Here is an 18490-nt window from a genome sequence, read left to right on the forward strand (position 1 = left end):
ACGATACCAGCCAGTATAACTCCTACTCTGGCTGGTATTCTTACGGCGATTACTCCGCTTTACTAAGCACAATCTGGCGCTCGGTTACCGTTTCTGCTTCACTGTGGCTGGGTAAAATGCCTAACGTATGTAAAAAGCCTTTTAACATAATGGCATAGATAAACATCATCGGCAGACCGGCAACCACACACAGTGATTTAATGGTCTCTATGCCGCCGCCCGCTAAAAATACACTGAGACTGATCAAACCAATAGCCGCCGCCCAGAGTAGCTTGACTCGATTGTCAGGATCGCCATTCAGTTCAAGTTGATTGGTGGTTAACATCGCCGTAGCGACACTGGCGCTCGACATGGTGGTCAACATTAAGAAAAACTGGATGATTAAAAACAAACCGAGAATCCAACCACCGCCGGGTAAGGTTTTGATCAGAGAAACTACGGCGTAGGTTAATCCTCCTTCCGCCATCCACGCTTGAACGGGTAAGCCGCCTAGCATTTGCGCCCATACGGCATAACCACCGAAGATAGAGATGAAAAATGCGCAGCCTAAAGCGCCCATAGAAAGGGTATAAAGGATCACCTCTTGAATAGTACGGCCACGTGAAATGCGGGTGATAAAAAGCCCCATCATGATCAAATACGCGTAATACCAAAACCAGTAGTATTGCGTCCAACCTTCAGCAAAGCCACTTTGCTGAACCGGATCGGTCCACAAAGACATTCTAAAAAAGCTATCCAGCATCACGCCTAATGAATCGGTAAAATTATTGACGATAAAAGCAGGTTGAGTGACCAGCAGAACAAACAGCGCAAACACAATCGCCAAGGTCACCGTCCAGTTTGAAATTTGATTAATGCCTTGATTAAAGCCTACTAACATCACTGCGACTAATGAGCTAACAAACAACGCAATAATGATCCCTTGAAGACCAAGGCTGTTATTGATCGCCAATAAATCGGCAACCCCAGTACTCACCAGCGTCACGGTTAACGCTAATGAGCTAGCAAAAGCGGCCAGCGTGCCAAAAATCGACAACAGATCGATACTTTTACTGACCAGCGGATGATTGCCGACCACGGATGAACATAGACTCGACACTTTTAAGGTGCGCCTTTTCTGCACATAAAAAGCATAGGCAAAAGGAATCGCGGGGAAACAGTAAATGGCCCAGCCAGTGATCCCCCAATGGAAAATCGAATAGGTCACAGCCCAAGCCGCGGCCGGGTAACTATTCGCTTCAGCAAATAGAGGCGGCGATTGCAGGTAATACATCGGCTCACCAATCGCCCAGTAAATTAAGGATGCGCCAACACCAGCGGTGAAAATCATCCCACCATAAGAAAAATTGCTGTATTCGTTTTTTTCATCACCGAGGCGGATTTGGCCATGTTTTGAAAAGGCGAGCCAAAGTAAAAAACCGACTAACGCCAAACTGGCTAGTTGCACCAACCAACCGAACCAGTGACTCACCCACGCCATCGCTTGTCCAGCCATCGCTTGTGAGCTGGCAGGATAAAGCGCTGAAACGGTCAGTAACACCAGTACCAAAATAATCGCCGGGAAAGCCAAGCCATAGTTAAGATTTTTCAAGCGCCTGCCTCCAATCCTGTAAAGCACGAATATGGGTTGGGGTAATACCGCAGCAGCCACCAATTACGGTTGCGCCTAATCCATACCACTGCTGGGCAAACTCAACATAATCTTGCGCGCTGAACTCACGCATCGCCTGAACGGTTTGATTAGCGGCATGTTGCGCTTTAATTGGCGCAAAGCTATTGGCATACACCCCAATCTCGATCTCTTTTTCACGCCCATTCAAAGCACTTTTCGCTTGCGAAATAGCATCCGCCATCACTTCAGGTACTGAACAGTTGAATAAAATCCCAGCCCCTCCTGTTGCGGCAACTTGCTGAGCCGCATCCCCTACCGACTCTCCAGAACGCAGCAGCGCCACATCGCTATCATCTTGTAAAGTAAACGCGTAATAACAAGGCTTACTTGATTGCTCTAAGACCTGTTGAATCATGCTCAACTCTTCTAGGCTGGCAATGGTCTCGGCAATCCAAATATCAACATAAGGATCTTGAGCCGCATACAGGGTTTGAGTGATCGCTTGTGCTGGTTGCGCTTGAAACAGATCCGGGCGATAGCTACCCATTGCCGGCGGAATTGAGCCTGCCACTTGCACGGTATGTGGCGCTTGCTGTGCAACCTCAGCGGCAATTTGCGCCGCTAAACGGGCTAATCTTGCACCATCGCTGCGATACAGTGCTTCGCCTAAATGAAAGGGCACGCAAGCATAACTATTGACGGTAATAATATCGGCACCGGCATCAATAAAACTCTGATGAGCTAAACGGACATGCTCTGGCGATTCAATCAGCGCTTGGGCGCTCCATAGCGGCTGGGAAAACGGCGCGCCAATGCGTTTTAATTCGCGGCCCATGCCGCCATCAAGAAGGGTAAATGTGCTCATGATCTTGTATCCATACTGCTTTATTGGTTAAAGCATTGAAGCATACTGTGAGCAAGATCATAGTGAATAAGCTTCAAATACAACATGAAAAATTTTCAGGTTAGAGATTTGATTTAAATGGACATTTTAGAGCTAAAAGTCTAATGCTTGATCTTCGTTCAATATTTGCCTGACCAATATGATTGACGGAGTCAATCATTATGTTAAATTCACCGCGAAACCCCCGTTTTATTTGCTGCCATAAAGAGCTTCTTATGATAAAAAAAATAATCCTAATTGCCGGACTGGCCCTTGCCCTACTGGGTTGTAAATCCGAAGATGATAGTGCTTTACGCGCTCAACAGCGCGCTGATGCTATCAGTAATGAAAAACGCGATATCGCCTACTATTTAAGTCAACATTATAATTTATATTCAAACTCACTACAGAGCACACTGAATAATGACAATTTAAGTGTTTCAATTGCTGATTTAGTGAGTGACGGTCAAAGTCCAACACTAAGAGCTCGTGTTAAACAAGCGGATGAAACGATTCGTACGTTACAAGGTATAGAGGCATTCACCGATGAGTTATTAGAGCTTCGTTTAGCTGACGGTACTATGCTCAAAGATCTACAACAAGGGCAACTGCCATTATTCGCCTTTGAACCAAAAGGTAATGAGCAAACATGGCAGTTTATTGAAGCATTTGATATCTATGGTAATACCCACCAACTGGATGTCTATCAGTTACCAAGTTTTCCTGTATTTGTTGTAGACAATAACAGCGCAAAATCGCTACAGGCAGGCTTACAAGCTATGCGTCAGGAATTGCAAAAATTGGGGCAACAGCCTATCAATCAATCTGACGATCTCCTGTCTACATCTCAAGCACGTAACCTCAATGTGTCGAATAAATCCGAAAGCCAACCACTTTCAACCACGGTATTGAAGAAAATTCGTCTTGAAGATGACAAAGAGCCTTGGATTTTAGGTAAAGCTGAGATTTATGCTCTCGTTACAGGCGTTGATCCTAGTCGTGATAAACCGACGATTGATGTGGTTGATATGCCTTATTTAGATTATGACAAGATCGATTACTATCCTAACCAAGTGATGATCCATTGGTCGCGCTATCGTTGGGGAGCGGTTGATATTGTATTAATGGAGCAAGACAGTGGTACCGACTACAAAGAGCTAGCCAAACTGTTAGTTGAAGCGGCAGAAAAAGTCCTACAGTCAATTCCTGATCTTGAAGCTCAAGGATATTCAGTGATTGCCAATATCACTGGTAAAATTATCGATGCTATCCCGAGCGGCCTGCTGACTAACGATGATGACTTTGTTGATGTTTTCTATACCATTCAACAAGACAAGCCTTACATCGACCATCCAGGAACAACCAATAACGCACTGGTCACGTTAGAACCTTTAACCATTTACCCCACTCGTTAATCTCAGTATTTCATTTCCCTAAAACCGAAAGCTTTGCTTTCGGTTTTTTGCTGCCATTTCATAGATATTTATACGATTTATAATGGATAAATAATCATTACAAATCGCCATGCCGTAAATCAAGAAGACCAAAAAACGTACAGTTTTATTTACTTAATAATCTATCAACATCATAAAATTAACCAACCATTAACAATATGGTAAATAAAAACGAACACATTCACCTGCCTAATAATAGCTTTATTAATAAACTGTAAAACTGGCGAATGGCTGCCATTGTTATGATCCTTGATGGGTGGTATTCGCCACTAACATTTTACAAGGATAAAAAAATGTTTAAGAAAAATTTCAAACGTACAGTACTGGCTGGATTATTATTGCCAACATCAATCTCACTGGCAGTTGCATCTCAGCTCAAGGATCAAGAAGTACCGAGTTTTACCCCCTCTGTTGCTGTTGAAAATCATCAAACAGAACAACGCTATTTTGTTACCTACGTGCCTGGGGCAACCAGCGGGCCTATGCGGATGAGTCAAAACGGCTTAACGGAAACTGACTTCTCACTGCAAAAAGCCGCTGATATATTAAGCACAGAGCAAGTAACCGTAATCAATCACCTCGAGTCATTACATACTTCTGTGGTTGAAATGACGCCAAGTCAAGCCAAGCAATTGCTCGATAATCCTGATGTGGCGATGATCGAAGTTGATCCAATACGTTACTTATTCGATGCAGAGATTGAACCTTACGCACAGCAAACGCCATACGGAATCCGTATGGTACAAGCGGATCAACTCTCTGACGTCTATGCAGCTAATCGTAAAGTTTGTGTAATCGATTCAGGCTATTTACGCAACCACGTAGATTTACCCAGCGCTGGTGTCACAGGCAGCACTTTCTCTGGCCATGGCTCATGGTTCACTGATGGCAATGGCCATGGAACTCACGTTGCAGGAACGATTGTCGCCCTAGATAATAATGTGGGAGTTGTCGGAGTCCTACCATCTGGCTTAGTCGGCCTACACAACGTAAAAATCTTTAACGATTCCGGTGTCTGGACTCGCGCTTCGGATTTGATTCAAGCTATCCAATCTTGTCAAAGTGCAGGCAGTCATGTAGTCAATATGAGTTTAGGGGGTAGCCAAGGCAGCGTAACCGAACAAAATGCAATGCGTAACTTTTACCAACAAGGGATGCTCTTAGTTGCTGCAGCAGGTAACTTAGGGAACAGCAGCTTCTCATACCCGGCGTCTTATGATGCAGTGGTCTCAGTTGCGGCGGTTAACTCAAGTGGTAATGTGGCTAACTTCTCACAGTTCAATTCACAAGTTGAGCTTTCAGCGCCCGGGGTGAATGTTTTATCCACGGGAAATAATGGCGGTTACTTAAGCTATAGCGGAACCTCAATGGCTTCTCCTCACGTTGCAGGTGTCGCAGCGCTGGTTTGGAGCCACTTTCCACAATGTCGACCAGAGCGAATCCGTCAATCCTTGAATCAGACTGCTTTAGATCGAGGTGCTGCGGGTAGAGATAATCTCTACGGTTGGGGGATAGTTCAAGCAAGAGCAGCCTATAACTGGCTATCTCGTAATGGCTGTTAATCTCTAATATTAATACAACAAACAGGGTACTGAGTATCCTGTTTGTTATTTTCCAGAGACAAATCTAACCGTCTAAATTAATTTGTTTGATCAATTCTTCTTGTACACGGTCTGCTTCAGATAAGGGAATTTGACACGTTCCAGCAGCATGATGACCGCCGCCACCGTATTTGAGCATTAACGCACCAACATTGGTTTTGGAACTACGATCAAAAATCGATTTACCAGTAGCAAAAACAATATTCTGCTGTTGAAAACCCCACATTTTGTGAATCGAAATATTACAGTGAGGAAAGAGCGCATAAATAATGAACCGATTACCAGCGTAAATCACCTCTTCATTGGTTAAATCCAATAAAACAAGATTGCGATAGACTTTTCCACAACGTTGAATCTGTTCTTTAAATTTGACTTCATGCTCGCGATACAGCTCTACCCGCTCCTGAACATCAGGCAGAGCCAAAATTTGCTCAATACTTTGGGTACGACAATTCTCAATCAAATTCATCATTAAGTTATAGTTGGATACTCGAAACTCTTTGAATCGGCCGAGCCCAGTGCGAGCATCCATCAAGAAATTTAATAAGTTCCAACTTTGAGAATCGAGCACTTCATCGCGAGTAAATTGAGCTGAATCGCCTTTATCAACAGCCGCCATCATCTCTATCCATCGTTCTGGAAATACGGACTTCCCCCCATAATGATCCCATACCACACGCGCGGCAGAAGGTGCATTCGGGTCAATAACATGATTAGGCCGAGCCCCTTGATTACGAATGGTTTCTGATAAATGATGGTCAAACACCATATGCGCTTCTTTAACATAAGGTAAATTGGTAACAATATCGTGTTCGGTAATCTCTATCAGTCCATCTTGCATATCTTTCGGGTGTACAAACTTAATCTCATCAATCAACTCAAGCTGTTTGAGCAATACAGCGCACACCAAACCATCAAAGTCACTTCTCGTGACTAAACGAAATTTTTGTTGTTGTGACATGGCCAATTCCTTTATCTATTTTTTGTTATTCAACGGTGAAGAAACCGGAAAAATAAATACAGCACTCTTTAATATCATCGAGCTTAATAAAGCTCACCAATGATTGAAAATCAAATAAAACACTCTCTATCTGTTTATAAATCGACCCTCTTATGAGGGTCTATATGATTAATAGGCTTATGCATCAACTTATTAAGTTCGAATATGTTTAATCGCAGCATTTAAATCATCAACATTGTGCTGCAAATCCCTAACCACTGGACCAAGTTGATTGATGGCAATATTCATATCAGAAGATAGTGATTTAATATTACTGAGATTACTCGATATCTCATCACTCACTGTTAACTGCTCTTCCGTTGCTGAGGCAATAGAGGTATTAAGCTTATGGATTTCAATGGCCGAGTTTTGTATGGTGCCCAATGCTTCATTAGCGGTAGACATATTCGTGCGTGTCGATTGCATTTTATCGGCACTGGAACGAATGGTTTTGGTAGACTGCTCCGCTTTTTCTTGCAGCGCAGAAATCATGGTTTCAATTTCACCCGTTGACTGTTGAGTTCGCTGGGCAAGAGAGCGAACTTCATCAGCGACAACCGCAAACCCACGCCCTTGCTCACCGGCACGAGCCGCCTCAATCGCCGCATTCAATGCTAGTAAGTTGGTTTGTTCGGCAATAGCCTTAATGACGTCAAGCACATTACCAACATTATTCGATTCATTCGCCAATTGCTGAATCACCTCAGACGTTTTGGTAAATTCGCTTTCCAGCTCACCAAACTCATGAGTCGTTTTATCAAATACCTGCTTACTGGTGCTGGCTTCTTTTTCTGCACTACCGGCGTACTGCTCAGCCATCGTAGTACTTTCAGCAACGGTAGACAATGCCGAGGTCATCTCTTCCATAGCGGTAGCCGCCATTTCTAGCTCTTGGCTCTGCTGATTCGCCACTTTTGCATTTTGCTCAGTCACATCACGAATCGTGTCTGAGATAGCAGAGATAGTATGGTTAACTTGGTTAATTTTGGTAATGGTCGAAGAATAGCTAACCAAGACTTTGTTGATAGTCGAACCAATGATCCCGAGTTCATTATTACTCTTATCATCCACTCGTAGGGTTAAATCTGAATCTTTATCGACTTTTTGGAGCAAGGTTGCCATGCTGTCTATCGGTTTCACGACCTTACGATTGACAATGAAGTAGCCAAGAATGGCAATCACAAAGACAATCACTAATGAGATATTACCGATCAATACGGTATTTTTTACTTTCTGTGCGGCCTCATTCATCTGTTGACTGGTACGATTCTCCAGTTCAGTAAAAAACTTATCAATTGGAGCCATGATTTTGGCTTTTTCTTGATGGTATTGATTACTGTGTAATAACTCGATGGCCATATTACGATCCGGCGCTCTTCTGACGGTATAATTCCCACTCGCATCAGCAAACAGTCCTTTAACCGCATTCATGGCTTTGACTTCCATGTTAACTAACGCATCGGAGTTAGCTTGAGCTTCTCTCAGTAAGCGAAACTCTTGTTCAGTAAAGCCTAGATCACTCATCATTTGATTAAGCGAAATAGCCTTACCATCTCGTTTCGGTTTTTGACCATGTTGTAAAACAAGATCCCAATAAATGGTGTGGTAATTTTCTGGGCGGGGTTTGTTTCCGTTACGAATATCTAAAATATCCATATACATTTTTTCGTACTTTTCATCACCGGTGACGACATAAGTACGTCCTAAACGGGTTAAATCATCAGAGCTTTGGCGAAGTTCATCTGCCGCTTGATAGGATTGATAGCGAACTTGCGCCATATGCTCAACTTGGTGCATTAGTCCATTGAGCTGCAATACGGTTAAGACACTGATAATAATACCCGCACCAATCACAGCAAATACGAGCTTCATAGTATTGTTGATAGTCATAACACTGCCTCTTTGTTTTTATCAACGAAAATAAATTAAGCCGTATTGTTTTTATTATTACTATCAGCATAGAACAGGGTGATGATTCATGAAGGACTTTTTCTGACTTGTGAGAGAAAAAGGAGTACTCATTCTCGCTTGCACCCTCTTTATAATGGCTAACAACAGAAAGACTGTAGAGGTAGAAATAGCTAGTATGTTTGTGAATAATGAATACACTATCCCTGAGACTGAACAGCGCATAGAGACCGTCACTATCATGAATACTTTTACCCATTACCAAAGCCCTTTTGGGGTCATGACGCTACAGGCTTGCCCACAAGGATTATTGGGCGCTTGGTTTGCTACCGAAACCACCATGCCAACAGACTTAGGTATCGAGTCCGCATACTGCCCGCTACTTATCGATACCATACAACAGCTAGAGGAATATTTTACTGGCAAGCGCACTCAATTTTGTTTGCCTTTAGCTGCCAAAGGAACGCCATTCCAGCGATCGGTTTGGCAAACACTGTGCAAAATCCCTTATGGAGAGACATGGAGCTATCAGCAGTTGGCTGAGGCAATCGGTAACCCGAAAGCCGTCAGAGCGGTAGGATTAGCCAACGGAAAAAATCCACTTTCCATTATCGTTCCCTGCCATAGAGTGATTGGAAAAAATGGCAAACTAACGGGCTATGCGGGAGGCATAGAGCGCAAAGCAGGCTTATTAGCATTAGAAAAAGGTGATTAAGTACTGGATACTAAAGCGCTCTCTGTATTACTTTTGTTCGGCTTCTAGACGCTCAATCTGCTTGTACATCTCATCCGCTTCAAAGGTGAGCTGTGAGTAGGTACGAATATCCCCTTTTCTCTGCGCCAGCATCGCATTTTCGAACTTCAGAGCATTTTGTTTTCTAAGCTTTTTGGTTGGGTCAGATTTAAATATTGAAAACATTCAACCATTCCTTGATTTGATAATTGGTTGTTATCAATTTCTACGTACGATCCGTAACCTTAGATCATCGGTATAACATAACGTTTAATGACGCTAACGGTTTCTAAAAATACAAATCGTTTAATAAGAAAAAAGCGCAAGCAAACTTGAATCTGCTCACGCCTTAAATCACGATAATATGATGAATGATACGCTAATTAGCGCTACATTTTACTCTCCATCAATATCGCAATTAGTACAACTTTGCAGGGCGATTTCGTGTTCAAATACAATCGACTCGCTACCATCGACTAACAGTTCTGCGATCTCATCCGCCACTTCTTGCGCATCTTCGGCTTCAACTTGGTCAGCAAGCTCTTCTTCAGAGTAACCAAAGAAATTAAGCAACAAATAATCACGCGCTTCGTCTTTCGTGCACGTCACCTTAACCGAAAGATCCGGTTCGATGCTGTCTTGCGCCGTGATTGTCGCCACTTGTGCTAATACGTCCTCTTTCATCATCGCCGTTAACCAACCCAAATCAGTACTGACTGTGGTTTTTTTACAGTTAAAACAAGGGAGTGGATGAAAGTAATATTGAAAATTAGTCATGGGTTATTTCTTCTTTGTTTGTTATCTAGCAAGATTATCCGCGTTTTGATAAAAAATACCATCTCTATATACCCAAACAACTTTGGCTACAGCTTTAAGCTGAATGGATAACAGACAGTTAAAATGACTAAAGGCTTGCGTTTCAGTGACGTCTCACCGCCCTTGCCTTATCTATAGTGCTGAAATTAACCTCTTTAACAACAACGTATTCATGCATGATTGGCATAAAAGCTAGACACTGTACACAACTTAACAAACTTACTTCTTTGGTCTAATTTACAGAACTCAGTATCATTTGTTACTGTAGATAAATATGAAATCTTAATCATATTATTATTTGGTCATATATCAAGGAGTGATGTTTATGACTTATGTTAGTCTGCGCCGACTTTCTATCCGTAATCGTCTATTTTTACTTACTGCCATCATTCTGGTCATGCTTGCCGTACCTTTTGCAATTACGGTCAAAGACTACCGAGCCGATCTGATGCGAGAAAAACAAACCCAAACACAGTACTTAGTCGAGAGCGCTTATACTTTAATGGAATATTATGCTCAGCAAGCAGATCAAGGCACACTTAGCACTGAGCAGGCACAACATGCAGCAAAAAAAGCAATAGCTCAATTACGTTATGGAACCAATGATTATTTCTGGATTAATGATACGCATCCCACTATGGTCATGCACCCAATGCAACCCCAGATGAATGGTCAGAGTTTACGCAATTTTAAAGACCCTAACGGAAAAGCCCTTTTTGTAGAAATGGCTAATATAACCCAGCAAAATCAACAAGGAGTCGTCGAATATCAGTGGCCAAAACCAGGGTCGAGTTATCCAGTAGATAAAATTTCCTATGTTAAACAATTTAAACCTTGGGGCTGGGTAATCGGCACAGGCATCTATGTCGATGATGTAAATGCGCTAATAATGGCTCGACTAAGTTCGATTGTTGTTTGGATCATTGGAACGCTAGTTCTTTTACTTGCCTTTGCCAGTCTAATTGGGCGCAGCATTACTCAACCTTGTGAGGAAACACTAGCTCGGCTCAAAGACATTGCTCAAGGCGAAGGCGATCTTACTCGCCAGTTAACAGTCACTGGTAAAGATGAACTGGCTCAAATTGGTGAGGCGTTCAATCTCTTCACTAATAAAATTCGCCATATCATCCAAAACATTACCCCGATCACCGAGAGTGTTACTGGCTCAGCGAAGGAATTAACCCAAGTAGCGCAAAACGCTTCAAGCAAAGCTTATGAGCAACACCAAGCTGTCGACACCGTTGCTTCCGCCATGAATCAACTACATGTGTCAAATCAAGAAGTTGCTCAATCGGCTTATCAAGCAGAACAATCGGCGCATAATGCAAATCAAGCTGCGAATCAAGGGCAACGAGTGATCACTCAAGCTTCAACCGAAATGCAATATTTGCGCGACCAGTTGACGCGTACCGAACAAGAAACACAAGCGCTAGCCAGCGAGACTCAATCAGTCAGCGCAGTATTGGAAGTTATACGCGGCGTAGCTGAACAAACCAATTTACTGGCACTGAACGCTGCCATTGAAGCAGCACGTGCCGGTGAACAAGGGCGTGGTTTTGCGGTGGTTGCTGATGAGGTACGGACTTTAGCAACTCGCACCCAAGCCAGTACCAATGAAATTGAGCAAATCATTTCTGGCCTACAAAAGAAAGCTCAAAACGTCTGTCAATCGATGACACAAACGCAACAGCAATCACACGTCACTCAGCAACAAGCAGAACAGGCGCAGCAAATGCTCAATGAGATTGAAACGCAGATTAAAACGATCTTGGCTTTCAACCAGCATATCGCTAGTGCAAGTAGCCAGCAATCTGAGGCCACCAATGAAATTACTCGTAATTTAACTCAGATTGCTGAGCATAGCACCCAAGCTACCGCACAAGCCAATCAAGTCGCTACCGCAAGTGAACAGTTGATGGAAAACGGTCAGCAACTAGCACGTAGTTTTGCTGTGTTTAAAACTTGATATTGTGGTATCTCTATGACGTGTAAGAGAGCTATAGTGCTTATCTTAATTATTGAACGCGGCTTACCCTTTAGGAGAACGGTATAATAGTCTCCAGAAATTAATGATAATAAATATCAATTGCATTTACAGAAAGGGGAAAGGTTCCTATAATCAGTCGCTTTAATAATAACGACAAAAGTAAATAGTTACCATGCTCACTGATTTTCCTATTTCTTGTAAAATAAGCTTAATCTCGTTGGTTGTATTCCACAGCATTCCTCTTCACGCGACTGAAAAAGCCGATGAATCCATTGAGGTGCTTGGTGTACGTTACGCCAAACCGATCACCATCGCTAAGCCCGCACAAACCACTATTGATTTTGATCAGATTGAAGAACAGCAATACGCCAACTTCGCAGAATTGGTTGGATCAGTGCCTGGCGCGACACTGGATGGTGGGGCACGCTCCGGAGGTGAACGGATTAATATTCATGGCTTCAGCGACCCTAGCGACCTTGCAGTGTACGTTGACGGTGCCCCGATCGGCTTTCAACAGTATCGCTATGGAACCTTCTTTTTTGATCCATTCTTAATTGGCGAAACAGAAATTATTAAAGGCACTCACGATTACCGAGCAATCAATGGTAAGTTTGGTGGGACCATTCGCGTTAAAACGAAAACGGTTGATGACCTCCTAGGCCACGGACAGAACTTCGGTACTCGTGTTTCTACCGGTTACAATACCAACGGTAATGAAAATAGCCAAACCTTAAGTGTCTACGGACGCACTGATACCGGTTTTTATTTCTTAGCGAATGGTTCAATCAAAGATTCTAAAGATACACAAGTGGGTGGTGGTGAAACGGTTGATTATTCAGCGTTTGAACAAAACAATCTACTATTGAAAACGGGTTATCAAAGCTATCATCATCAATTGAATATTATTAGTACACGCTACCGCGATGAGGGACGTAAACCTTGGGCTAACCGGCGTGGAAAAATGCCAGAAATCTCTGACTTCAACATCAAAAAATATGGTTCACTTGAAGCGGCACAGTACGCAAATACGGCGTATAATACTTACCAAGACAATACCACCACCTTGTCATACCGCTTTATTCCTTCTAATCCTTATATCGACTTCACACTAACCGCAGCGCGTTCCAAAAACGAACGTCATTGGGTGCGGCCAGATATTGCCTTTGAAAAAATGTTTGTTTCCGTTGGCAATTATGGGCACGAATCTTGGCTCAGTTATCAACGCGACTACTTAGATATTTCCAACCGATCGAGCTTTATCGATCATGAGCTGGTGGTAGGGCTACAATATGAAAAAACGGATCGTCAGTCACTCGTTTATAATGCATCTTATAAAACGAAAGCAGAGAAAAACTATGGTTGGTATACGCCCTACTTTGAACCATCAGGTGAACAATCCACTTATGCCGTGTATGTTGCCGATCACTATCGCCTAAGCGATGCACTGCGCATTATTCCCTCATTGCGCTATGAGTACATAGAAAGTCAGGGTGAAGGTAACTCGGCACCCGATTACAATGATCCGAATGCCGGACATGATTACAGCAAAACTACACATCAAGGTTTAAGTCCTCGTTTAGAAGTGCACTATCAATCAACGCCAAATACGCTGCTTAATTTCTCTTATGCCTATGCGCTCAAAGCACCAACCATTGATGACCTCTATTCGGTGCAGTTTGCTCTGGCCAGCGCCCCCGCCACAGCACGTGATTTAAAGGTATCACGTATTCATGCTTATCAAGCAAGTGTCATTCACAATACCAAGGATCTCATTGGTGATAATAGTACCCTCGCCACAGAGTTGACGGTATTTTTCAACGATATCAATAATAACGTTAGCAATCGACAAGGGGTAAACTTAGACAAAGAAAGCGATAAGTTACAAAGCTGGAATACTAATCTCGATGGCTACACAATTTATGGTTTCGATTGGATTTCTCAATATCGTTGGCGCAATTTCTATTCTGACTTTTCAGCCAGTTATGCTCGCGGTAAAAATAAAGGCAGTTTAAAAGATTCGACGGGAGCCGATGAGAACCGCCCCAATGTACCACCTCTTAATATCAACCTAGGCATAGGTTATGAGTGGATAGACGGTTTACGCACTGGATGGAAGGTGCGCTGGTACGATGCTCAAAACAAAACCGAAAAGGACAGCATGTTATCTAACCTGCCCAGCAGTCAATACACATTGCAAGATATCTACCTTCACTGGGATGTCAAACCAGTCGCAGGGCTACGCACAGGTCTAGTGATAAAAAACTTGACTGACCGCTACTACGAGCCTTATTTGATGAATGGTGTACCCGCACTTGGGCGAGAAATTAAACTACACCTTAGTTATCAATATTAACTCCCTTTCCTGTTTTTCCGGATCTAAAAGAGAGAGCAACGTGGCTCTCTCTTTTAGATTGATTGCTTACCATCCGATGTGTGAATATTTTGAACCGCTTGTAAAAAGATAAAAGCTAACTAAGCGCTCCTGCTTGATCACGAGTGACAGCTGGCTTAAGTTTAACCATAATCCAAAGCGCACATAAACTTATAACACCCTTTGACGATTACCGTTGCCCATGTTCCTTTTATAAAGTGTGTTCTTTAAAACATTTTGATTTTATTTTTATGGGGTGGGCACACACTCTCCCATCTCTTTCTGTAGCCAATGCTGAAACTTAAGTTCAAGCTCTGACAGCATTTTCTCTTGACTCAGTAGAATATAGTTATATCCAGACTTAACAAATCCAAAGGGCGCAATAAGATTACCACGCTCAATCTCATCCACGACTAAAGGATAGGAGCCCATCACTGCACCTAACCCATCGATGGCGGCTTGGATACAGAAATAGAAATGAGCGAAAGATTGTACAGCATTATCTCTCATGTCATAGTGTCCAACACTCATCATCCACTCTCGCCAAGCATTAGGCCTAGTATGACTATGTAGCAATTTCACTGTGCTCAAATCATCCTGTACTTGCTGCCAATAATCGGGGGAGAACACCGGACCGACCCACTCCTCTACCAATGTAGTTTTTGGATATAAATACAAAGGCTCAAAATCATCCCGCCGAATTGCCATTGAAAGTCCTGTTGAACCGAGTGTCACAGGACCTCCCGCGGTCGAAAGTCGCACATCAGCATCACTCTCGTCATTGAAAGTAGATAATCTAGGCATTAGCCAACGCATGGTTAAAGTCGGTTCGCACGACACTTCTAAGCATCGATTTTTCTCTTGGACAAGCTTAGTTACGCCACTTTCTAGTATGGCAAAGGCTTGCTGAGTATGATCTTTGAGTATCTTTCCTTCTTTAGTAAGAAGTAAGTTCCGCCCTTGCTTATAAAACAAAGGTAAAGAGAGGTAATTTTCCAACACTTTGATCTGCTTACTGACAGCACCATGGGTAATATTGAGTTTATCTGCCGTTTCAGTAAAACTCGTCGAAAATGCAGCCACATGGAAAACATGAAAAGCTTTAAGATGCCTCATGTGTGAAATTTTCTCACAGTTACAAGAATTTGTTTCGATTATAGTCTGTCATTAGTTTTCCTACAATTGCATCATCAAAAACCATCAAAACAGGAACAACTATGGAGATTTTTAGTCTTGCCTTATTAGGCGTTCTTATTGTTGTGAGTCCAGGTGTAGATTTTGTCCTAGTGCTCAAAAATAGTCTCAATCAAGGTAGACAAGCAGGGATTTATAGCGCCATCGGGATCAGTCTAGCCATTTCAATACACATCGCCTACTCCATGCTTGGGATCAGTTATTTAATTTCACAGAATGAATGGTTATTTAGTTTGATCCGTTACTTGGGAGCGGCGTACTTAGTGTATCTTGGTTTAAAAGGAATTTTCAGTTCTTCCCACCAACCAGAAAACAATGCCCCCCAATACACAGCTACTCAACAAGTTTGGCCATTTTTCTTACAAGGGTTTCTGTGCAATGTACTCAATCCAAAAACTATGTTGTTTTTCCTAAGCATTTTCAGCCAAGTCATCGACCCAGACTCAGCAACACAACATCTAGCCTTAATGTATGGGGGATACATGATTGTGCTACATGGTATTTGGTTTTCAATTATCGCGGTCTTATTTACCTCACCGAAACTGCAAGCTTTACTGCTGGGTGTAAAGCATAGATTGAATCAAGCCTGTGGGATAGGGTTAGTGCTATTTGGAACCATATTGGGGCTGAAGACATAACGAGTAAACCGTGTTTTAAGGGTACTCTGGAAGTGATACAAACCTCTCTAGAGAAGACTTATACCCAAACAACTTGGAGTTGCAGGTAGGCGGCAAGTGAGTGACAACTTTGTCTGGAACAAATTTGAACAGCCGTAGGCTGGCCTTTGGCGAGAGCCACGGATGGCTCTCATAATCCCCATGAGCATAGATAGACTATGTGATTGGGGCGAACGAACATAGCCAACACCCCTGCAGCTTCAAGTCGGAAGGGTATAGTGAGGTTTGTAGTCCCACGTTAATAATAACTACGTAAAAAATACCATTGTATCTTGTATTGTTTGAACGTAATTTCGGGATGATATTCAAGTAGACATAACTAGCTACATTGCCCTGATTCATAACAGATGATGGCTTGCTTAAGTTTTGCCATATCCGATGCGCACAGGTAAGGTTTGAGCGCCGCGAATTTCTCTTCTGGCCAATCGTACACTTTCAACGCCAGCAGCTCGTCAATCACGTTCGCTTGAAAACGATATTTGACCAACTGAGCAGGAGAGCCAACGACGATACTGTAAGGGGCAACATCTTTGGTCACAACGCTATTAGCCGCCACAATGGCACCTTCACCAATCTTAACGCCCGGCATGATCATCGCCCGCATGCCTAGCCATACTCCATCATACAAAGAGTGATAAAAATCACTCTTTGTAACCATATCAAAATCAAAACAGTTACCGTACAAATTTTCAGCTGTGCCACAATTTTGCCATTTACCGCCCTACACTGTTTGAATTGGATCAATGATTCCCAACCAAGTCATTCACAGAAAGAATGAAATTTATATGATTTCTCTCGATTTTATAATAATAAGAGAAGCATCTAATGAAACCATCGTACCTTATTGCTTACGCTGCGCTGATCAGCGCAGGTTTTACCACCAGCGTGCAAGCTGACGCCATCTTGCATGCTTTTAACTGGAAATATAGTGATGTGACAGCCAACGCAGAGCACATTGCCGCAGCGGGGTTACAAAAACGTGCTGGTTTCACCAGCGATGAAATCGAGTGGCAACGAATGGTGGGCTCGCTATCAACCTCAAGATCTTCGAGTGATTGACTCGCCAATCGGCAACAAAACCGATTTTAAAACCATGGTTAATACCCTACGCACTTATGGCGTTGGCGTTTATGCTGATGTAGTGCTCAATCATATGGCGAACGAAACTTGGAAGCGCAGCGACCTCAACTATCCCGGCAGTGAAATATTAACCAACTACGCGAATCAAGCGAGCTACTATCAACAGCAAACCCTGTTTGGTGATTTAACCCAAAATCTGTTTTCAGTGCATGATTTTCATCCTGAAGGGTGTATTACCGATTGGAGCAACCCCGGCCATGTGCAATATTGGCGTTTATGCGGTGGCCCGGGAGATCGCGGCTTACCCGATTTAGCAGCGAACGATTGGGTACTTGAACAGCAAAAATCCTACTTACGCGCACTAAAGCAAATTGGTATCAGCGGCTTTCGCATTGATGCTGTGAAACACATGAGTCAATACCACATTGATCAAGTGTTTACTCCTGATATTATTGCCGATATGCATGTTTTTGGCGAAGTGATCACCAGTGGTGGCCTAGGTGATGCCACTTATGATGGGTTTCTGGCCCCTTATTTAAATAACACTAACCATGCCGCTTATGACTTCCCACTGTTTGCCTCCATTCGTGCCGCTTTTTCCTATCTGGGTTCCATGACCTTATTGCACGATCCACAAGCTTATGGACAAGCATTGGATAATGCACGGGCGATTACCTTTACTATCACCCATGACATTCCGACCAATGATGGCTTTCGTTATCAGATCCTCGATCCGCAAGATGAACAGCTCGCTTATGCCTATATCCTAGGCAAAGACGGTGGCACGCCGCTGATTTACAGCGATGCCCTCGCGGCGAACGAAGATAGAGATAATGGTCGCTGGGCGAACGTTTGGAATCAACCAACTATGCTGCAAATGTTACGTTTTCATAACGCAATGCAAGGCCAATCGATGACCATGATACATAGCGATACATGCTTGCTGATGTTCAAGCGTGGCAAACAAGGGGTGGTCGGCATTAATAAGTGTGGTGAAGCAAAGCCCATCACTATCGATACCTATCAGCATGAGTTCAATTGGTATCGCCCTTATCAAGATGTATTAAGCGATGACGAGTTTATCGTTAATAACCGTTACCACACGTTATCAATCCCTGCACGTTCCGCTCGGATGTGGATGCAGTAATTGCTTGAGTACCATGGTCTGATTACA

The 18490-nt window shown here is 43.1% G+C and carries 13 protein-coding genes and 2 pseudogenes; 7 read left to right on the plus strand and 8 right to left on the minus strand.

What is annotated here, in order from left to right; genetic code table 11:
- Positions 1-49: 49 nt before the first annotated feature.
- Together VIB_RS08320 and VIB_RS08325 are read right to left on the minus strand one after the other, a co-directional pair.
- Positions 50-1591, minus strand: coding sequence for a BCCT family transporter (locus VIB_RS08320; RefSeq protein ID WP_040904391.1), 1542 nt, complete (start codon positions 1589-1591; stop codon positions 50-52).
- Positions 1578-2477, minus strand: coding sequence for a homocysteine S-methyltransferase family protein (locus tag VIB_RS08325; protein ID WP_004395506.1), 900 nt, complete (start codon positions 2475-2477; stop codon positions 1578-1580). Before VIB_RS08325 ends, VIB_RS08320 begins: the two co-directional genes overlap by 14 nt.
- A gap of 254 nt (positions 2478-2731) precedes the next feature.
- Between VIB_RS08325 and VIB_RS08330 the strand changes: the two genes are divergently transcribed.
- Both VIB_RS08330 and VIB_RS08335 read left to right on the plus strand, forming a co-directional pair.
- Positions 2732-3910 (plus strand): DUF3103 domain-containing protein, encoded by a 1179-nt coding sequence (locus tag VIB_RS08330; protein ID WP_040904392.1) that lies wholly within the window; start codon positions 2732-2734, stop codon positions 3908-3910.
- 332 nt (positions 3911-4242) lie between these two features.
- Complete coding sequence (locus tag VIB_RS08335; RefSeq protein WP_004395508.1) at positions 4243-5511, plus strand: S8 family peptidase; 1269 nt, start codon at positions 4243-4245, stop codon at positions 5509-5511.
- A gap of 64 nt (positions 5512-5575) precedes the next feature.
- Here the strand turns inward: VIB_RS08335 and VIB_RS08340 are convergent, their stop codons facing one another.
- Complete coding sequence (locus VIB_RS08340; RefSeq protein WP_004395509.1) at positions 5576-6511, minus strand: hypothetical protein; 936 nt, start codon at positions 6509-6511, stop codon at positions 5576-5578.
- A gap of 192 nt (positions 6512-6703) precedes the next feature.
- The gene (locus tag VIB_RS08345; protein ID WP_004395510.1) at positions 6704-8440 is read right to left on the minus strand and encodes a methyl-accepting chemotaxis protein; all 1737 of its coding nucleotides are present in this window, start codon (positions 8438-8440) and stop codon (positions 6704-6706) included.
- A 259-nt stretch (positions 8441-8699) separates the two neighbouring features.
- On the opposite strand from VIB_RS08345, the gene VIB_RS08350 reads away from it, so the two are divergent.
- The gene (locus VIB_RS08350; RefSeq protein WP_040904856.1) at positions 8700-9173 is read left to right on the plus strand and encodes a methylated-DNA--[protein]-cysteine S-methyltransferase; all 474 of its coding nucleotides are present in this window, start codon (positions 8700-8702) and stop codon (positions 9171-9173) included.
- Between the two features lie 27 nt (positions 9174-9200).
- Here the strand turns inward: VIB_RS08350 and VIB_RS17600 are convergent, their stop codons facing one another.
- Together VIB_RS17600 and VIB_RS08355 are read right to left on the minus strand one after the other, a co-directional pair.
- Complete coding sequence (locus VIB_RS17600) at positions 9201-9377, minus strand: DUF6435 family protein (protein WP_004395512.1); 177 nt, start codon at positions 9375-9377, stop codon at positions 9201-9203.
- A gap of 210 nt (positions 9378-9587) precedes the next feature.
- Complete coding sequence (locus tag VIB_RS08355) at positions 9588-9968, minus strand: hypothetical protein (RefSeq protein WP_040904393.1); 381 nt, start codon at positions 9966-9968, stop codon at positions 9588-9590.
- Positions 9969-10332: 364 nt separating this feature from the next.
- On the opposite strand from VIB_RS08355, the gene VIB_RS08360 reads away from it, so the two are divergent.
- Both VIB_RS08360 and VIB_RS08365 read left to right on the plus strand, forming a co-directional pair.
- The gene (locus VIB_RS08360; RefSeq protein WP_004395514.1) at positions 10333-11973 is read left to right on the plus strand and encodes a methyl-accepting chemotaxis protein; all 1641 of its coding nucleotides are present in this window, start codon (positions 10333-10335) and stop codon (positions 11971-11973) included.
- Positions 11974-12166: 193 nt separating this feature from the next.
- A complete protein-coding gene (locus VIB_RS08365) occupies positions 12167-14347 on the plus strand; it encodes a TonB-dependent receptor domain-containing protein (RefSeq protein ID WP_004395515.1) in 2181 nt (726 codons plus the stop codon).
- A 267-nt stretch (positions 14348-14614) separates the two neighbouring features.
- Here VIB_RS08365 and VIB_RS08370 read toward each other — a convergent pair whose 3' ends face one another.
- Positions 14615-15481 carry a LysR family transcriptional regulator gene (locus VIB_RS08370; protein ID WP_004395516.1) on the minus strand — a complete coding sequence of 289 codons (867 nt, stop codon included), beginning with the start codon at positions 15479-15481 and terminating at the stop codon, positions 14615-14617.
- Positions 15482-15582: 101 nt separating this feature from the next.
- Here VIB_RS08370 and VIB_RS08375 point away from each other — a divergent pair, with 101 nt between their 5' ends.
- Complete coding sequence (locus VIB_RS08375; protein ID WP_004395517.1) at positions 15583-16197, plus strand: LysE family translocator; 615 nt, start codon at positions 15583-15585, stop codon at positions 16195-16197.
- 358 nt (positions 16198-16555) lie between these two features.
- On the opposite strand, the pseudogene VIB_RS08380 reads toward VIB_RS08375, so the two are convergent.
- Positions 16556-16858, minus strand: a pseudogene (locus VIB_RS08380) (CatB-related O-acetyltransferase); the annotation flags it as partial.
- A gap of 203 nt (positions 16859-17061) precedes the next feature.
- Here VIB_RS08380 and VIB_RS08385 point away from each other — a divergent pair.
- A pseudogene (locus VIB_RS08385) lies at positions 17062-18463 on the plus strand (alpha-amylase family protein).
- The last annotated feature ends 27 nt before the right edge of the window (positions 18464-18490 follow it).

Origin of the sequence: Vibrio metschnikovii CIP 69.14 (assembly GCF_000176155.1) — a bacterium.
Lineage (GTDB): Bacteria > Pseudomonadota > Gammaproteobacteria > Enterobacterales > Vibrionaceae > Vibrio > Vibrio metschnikovii.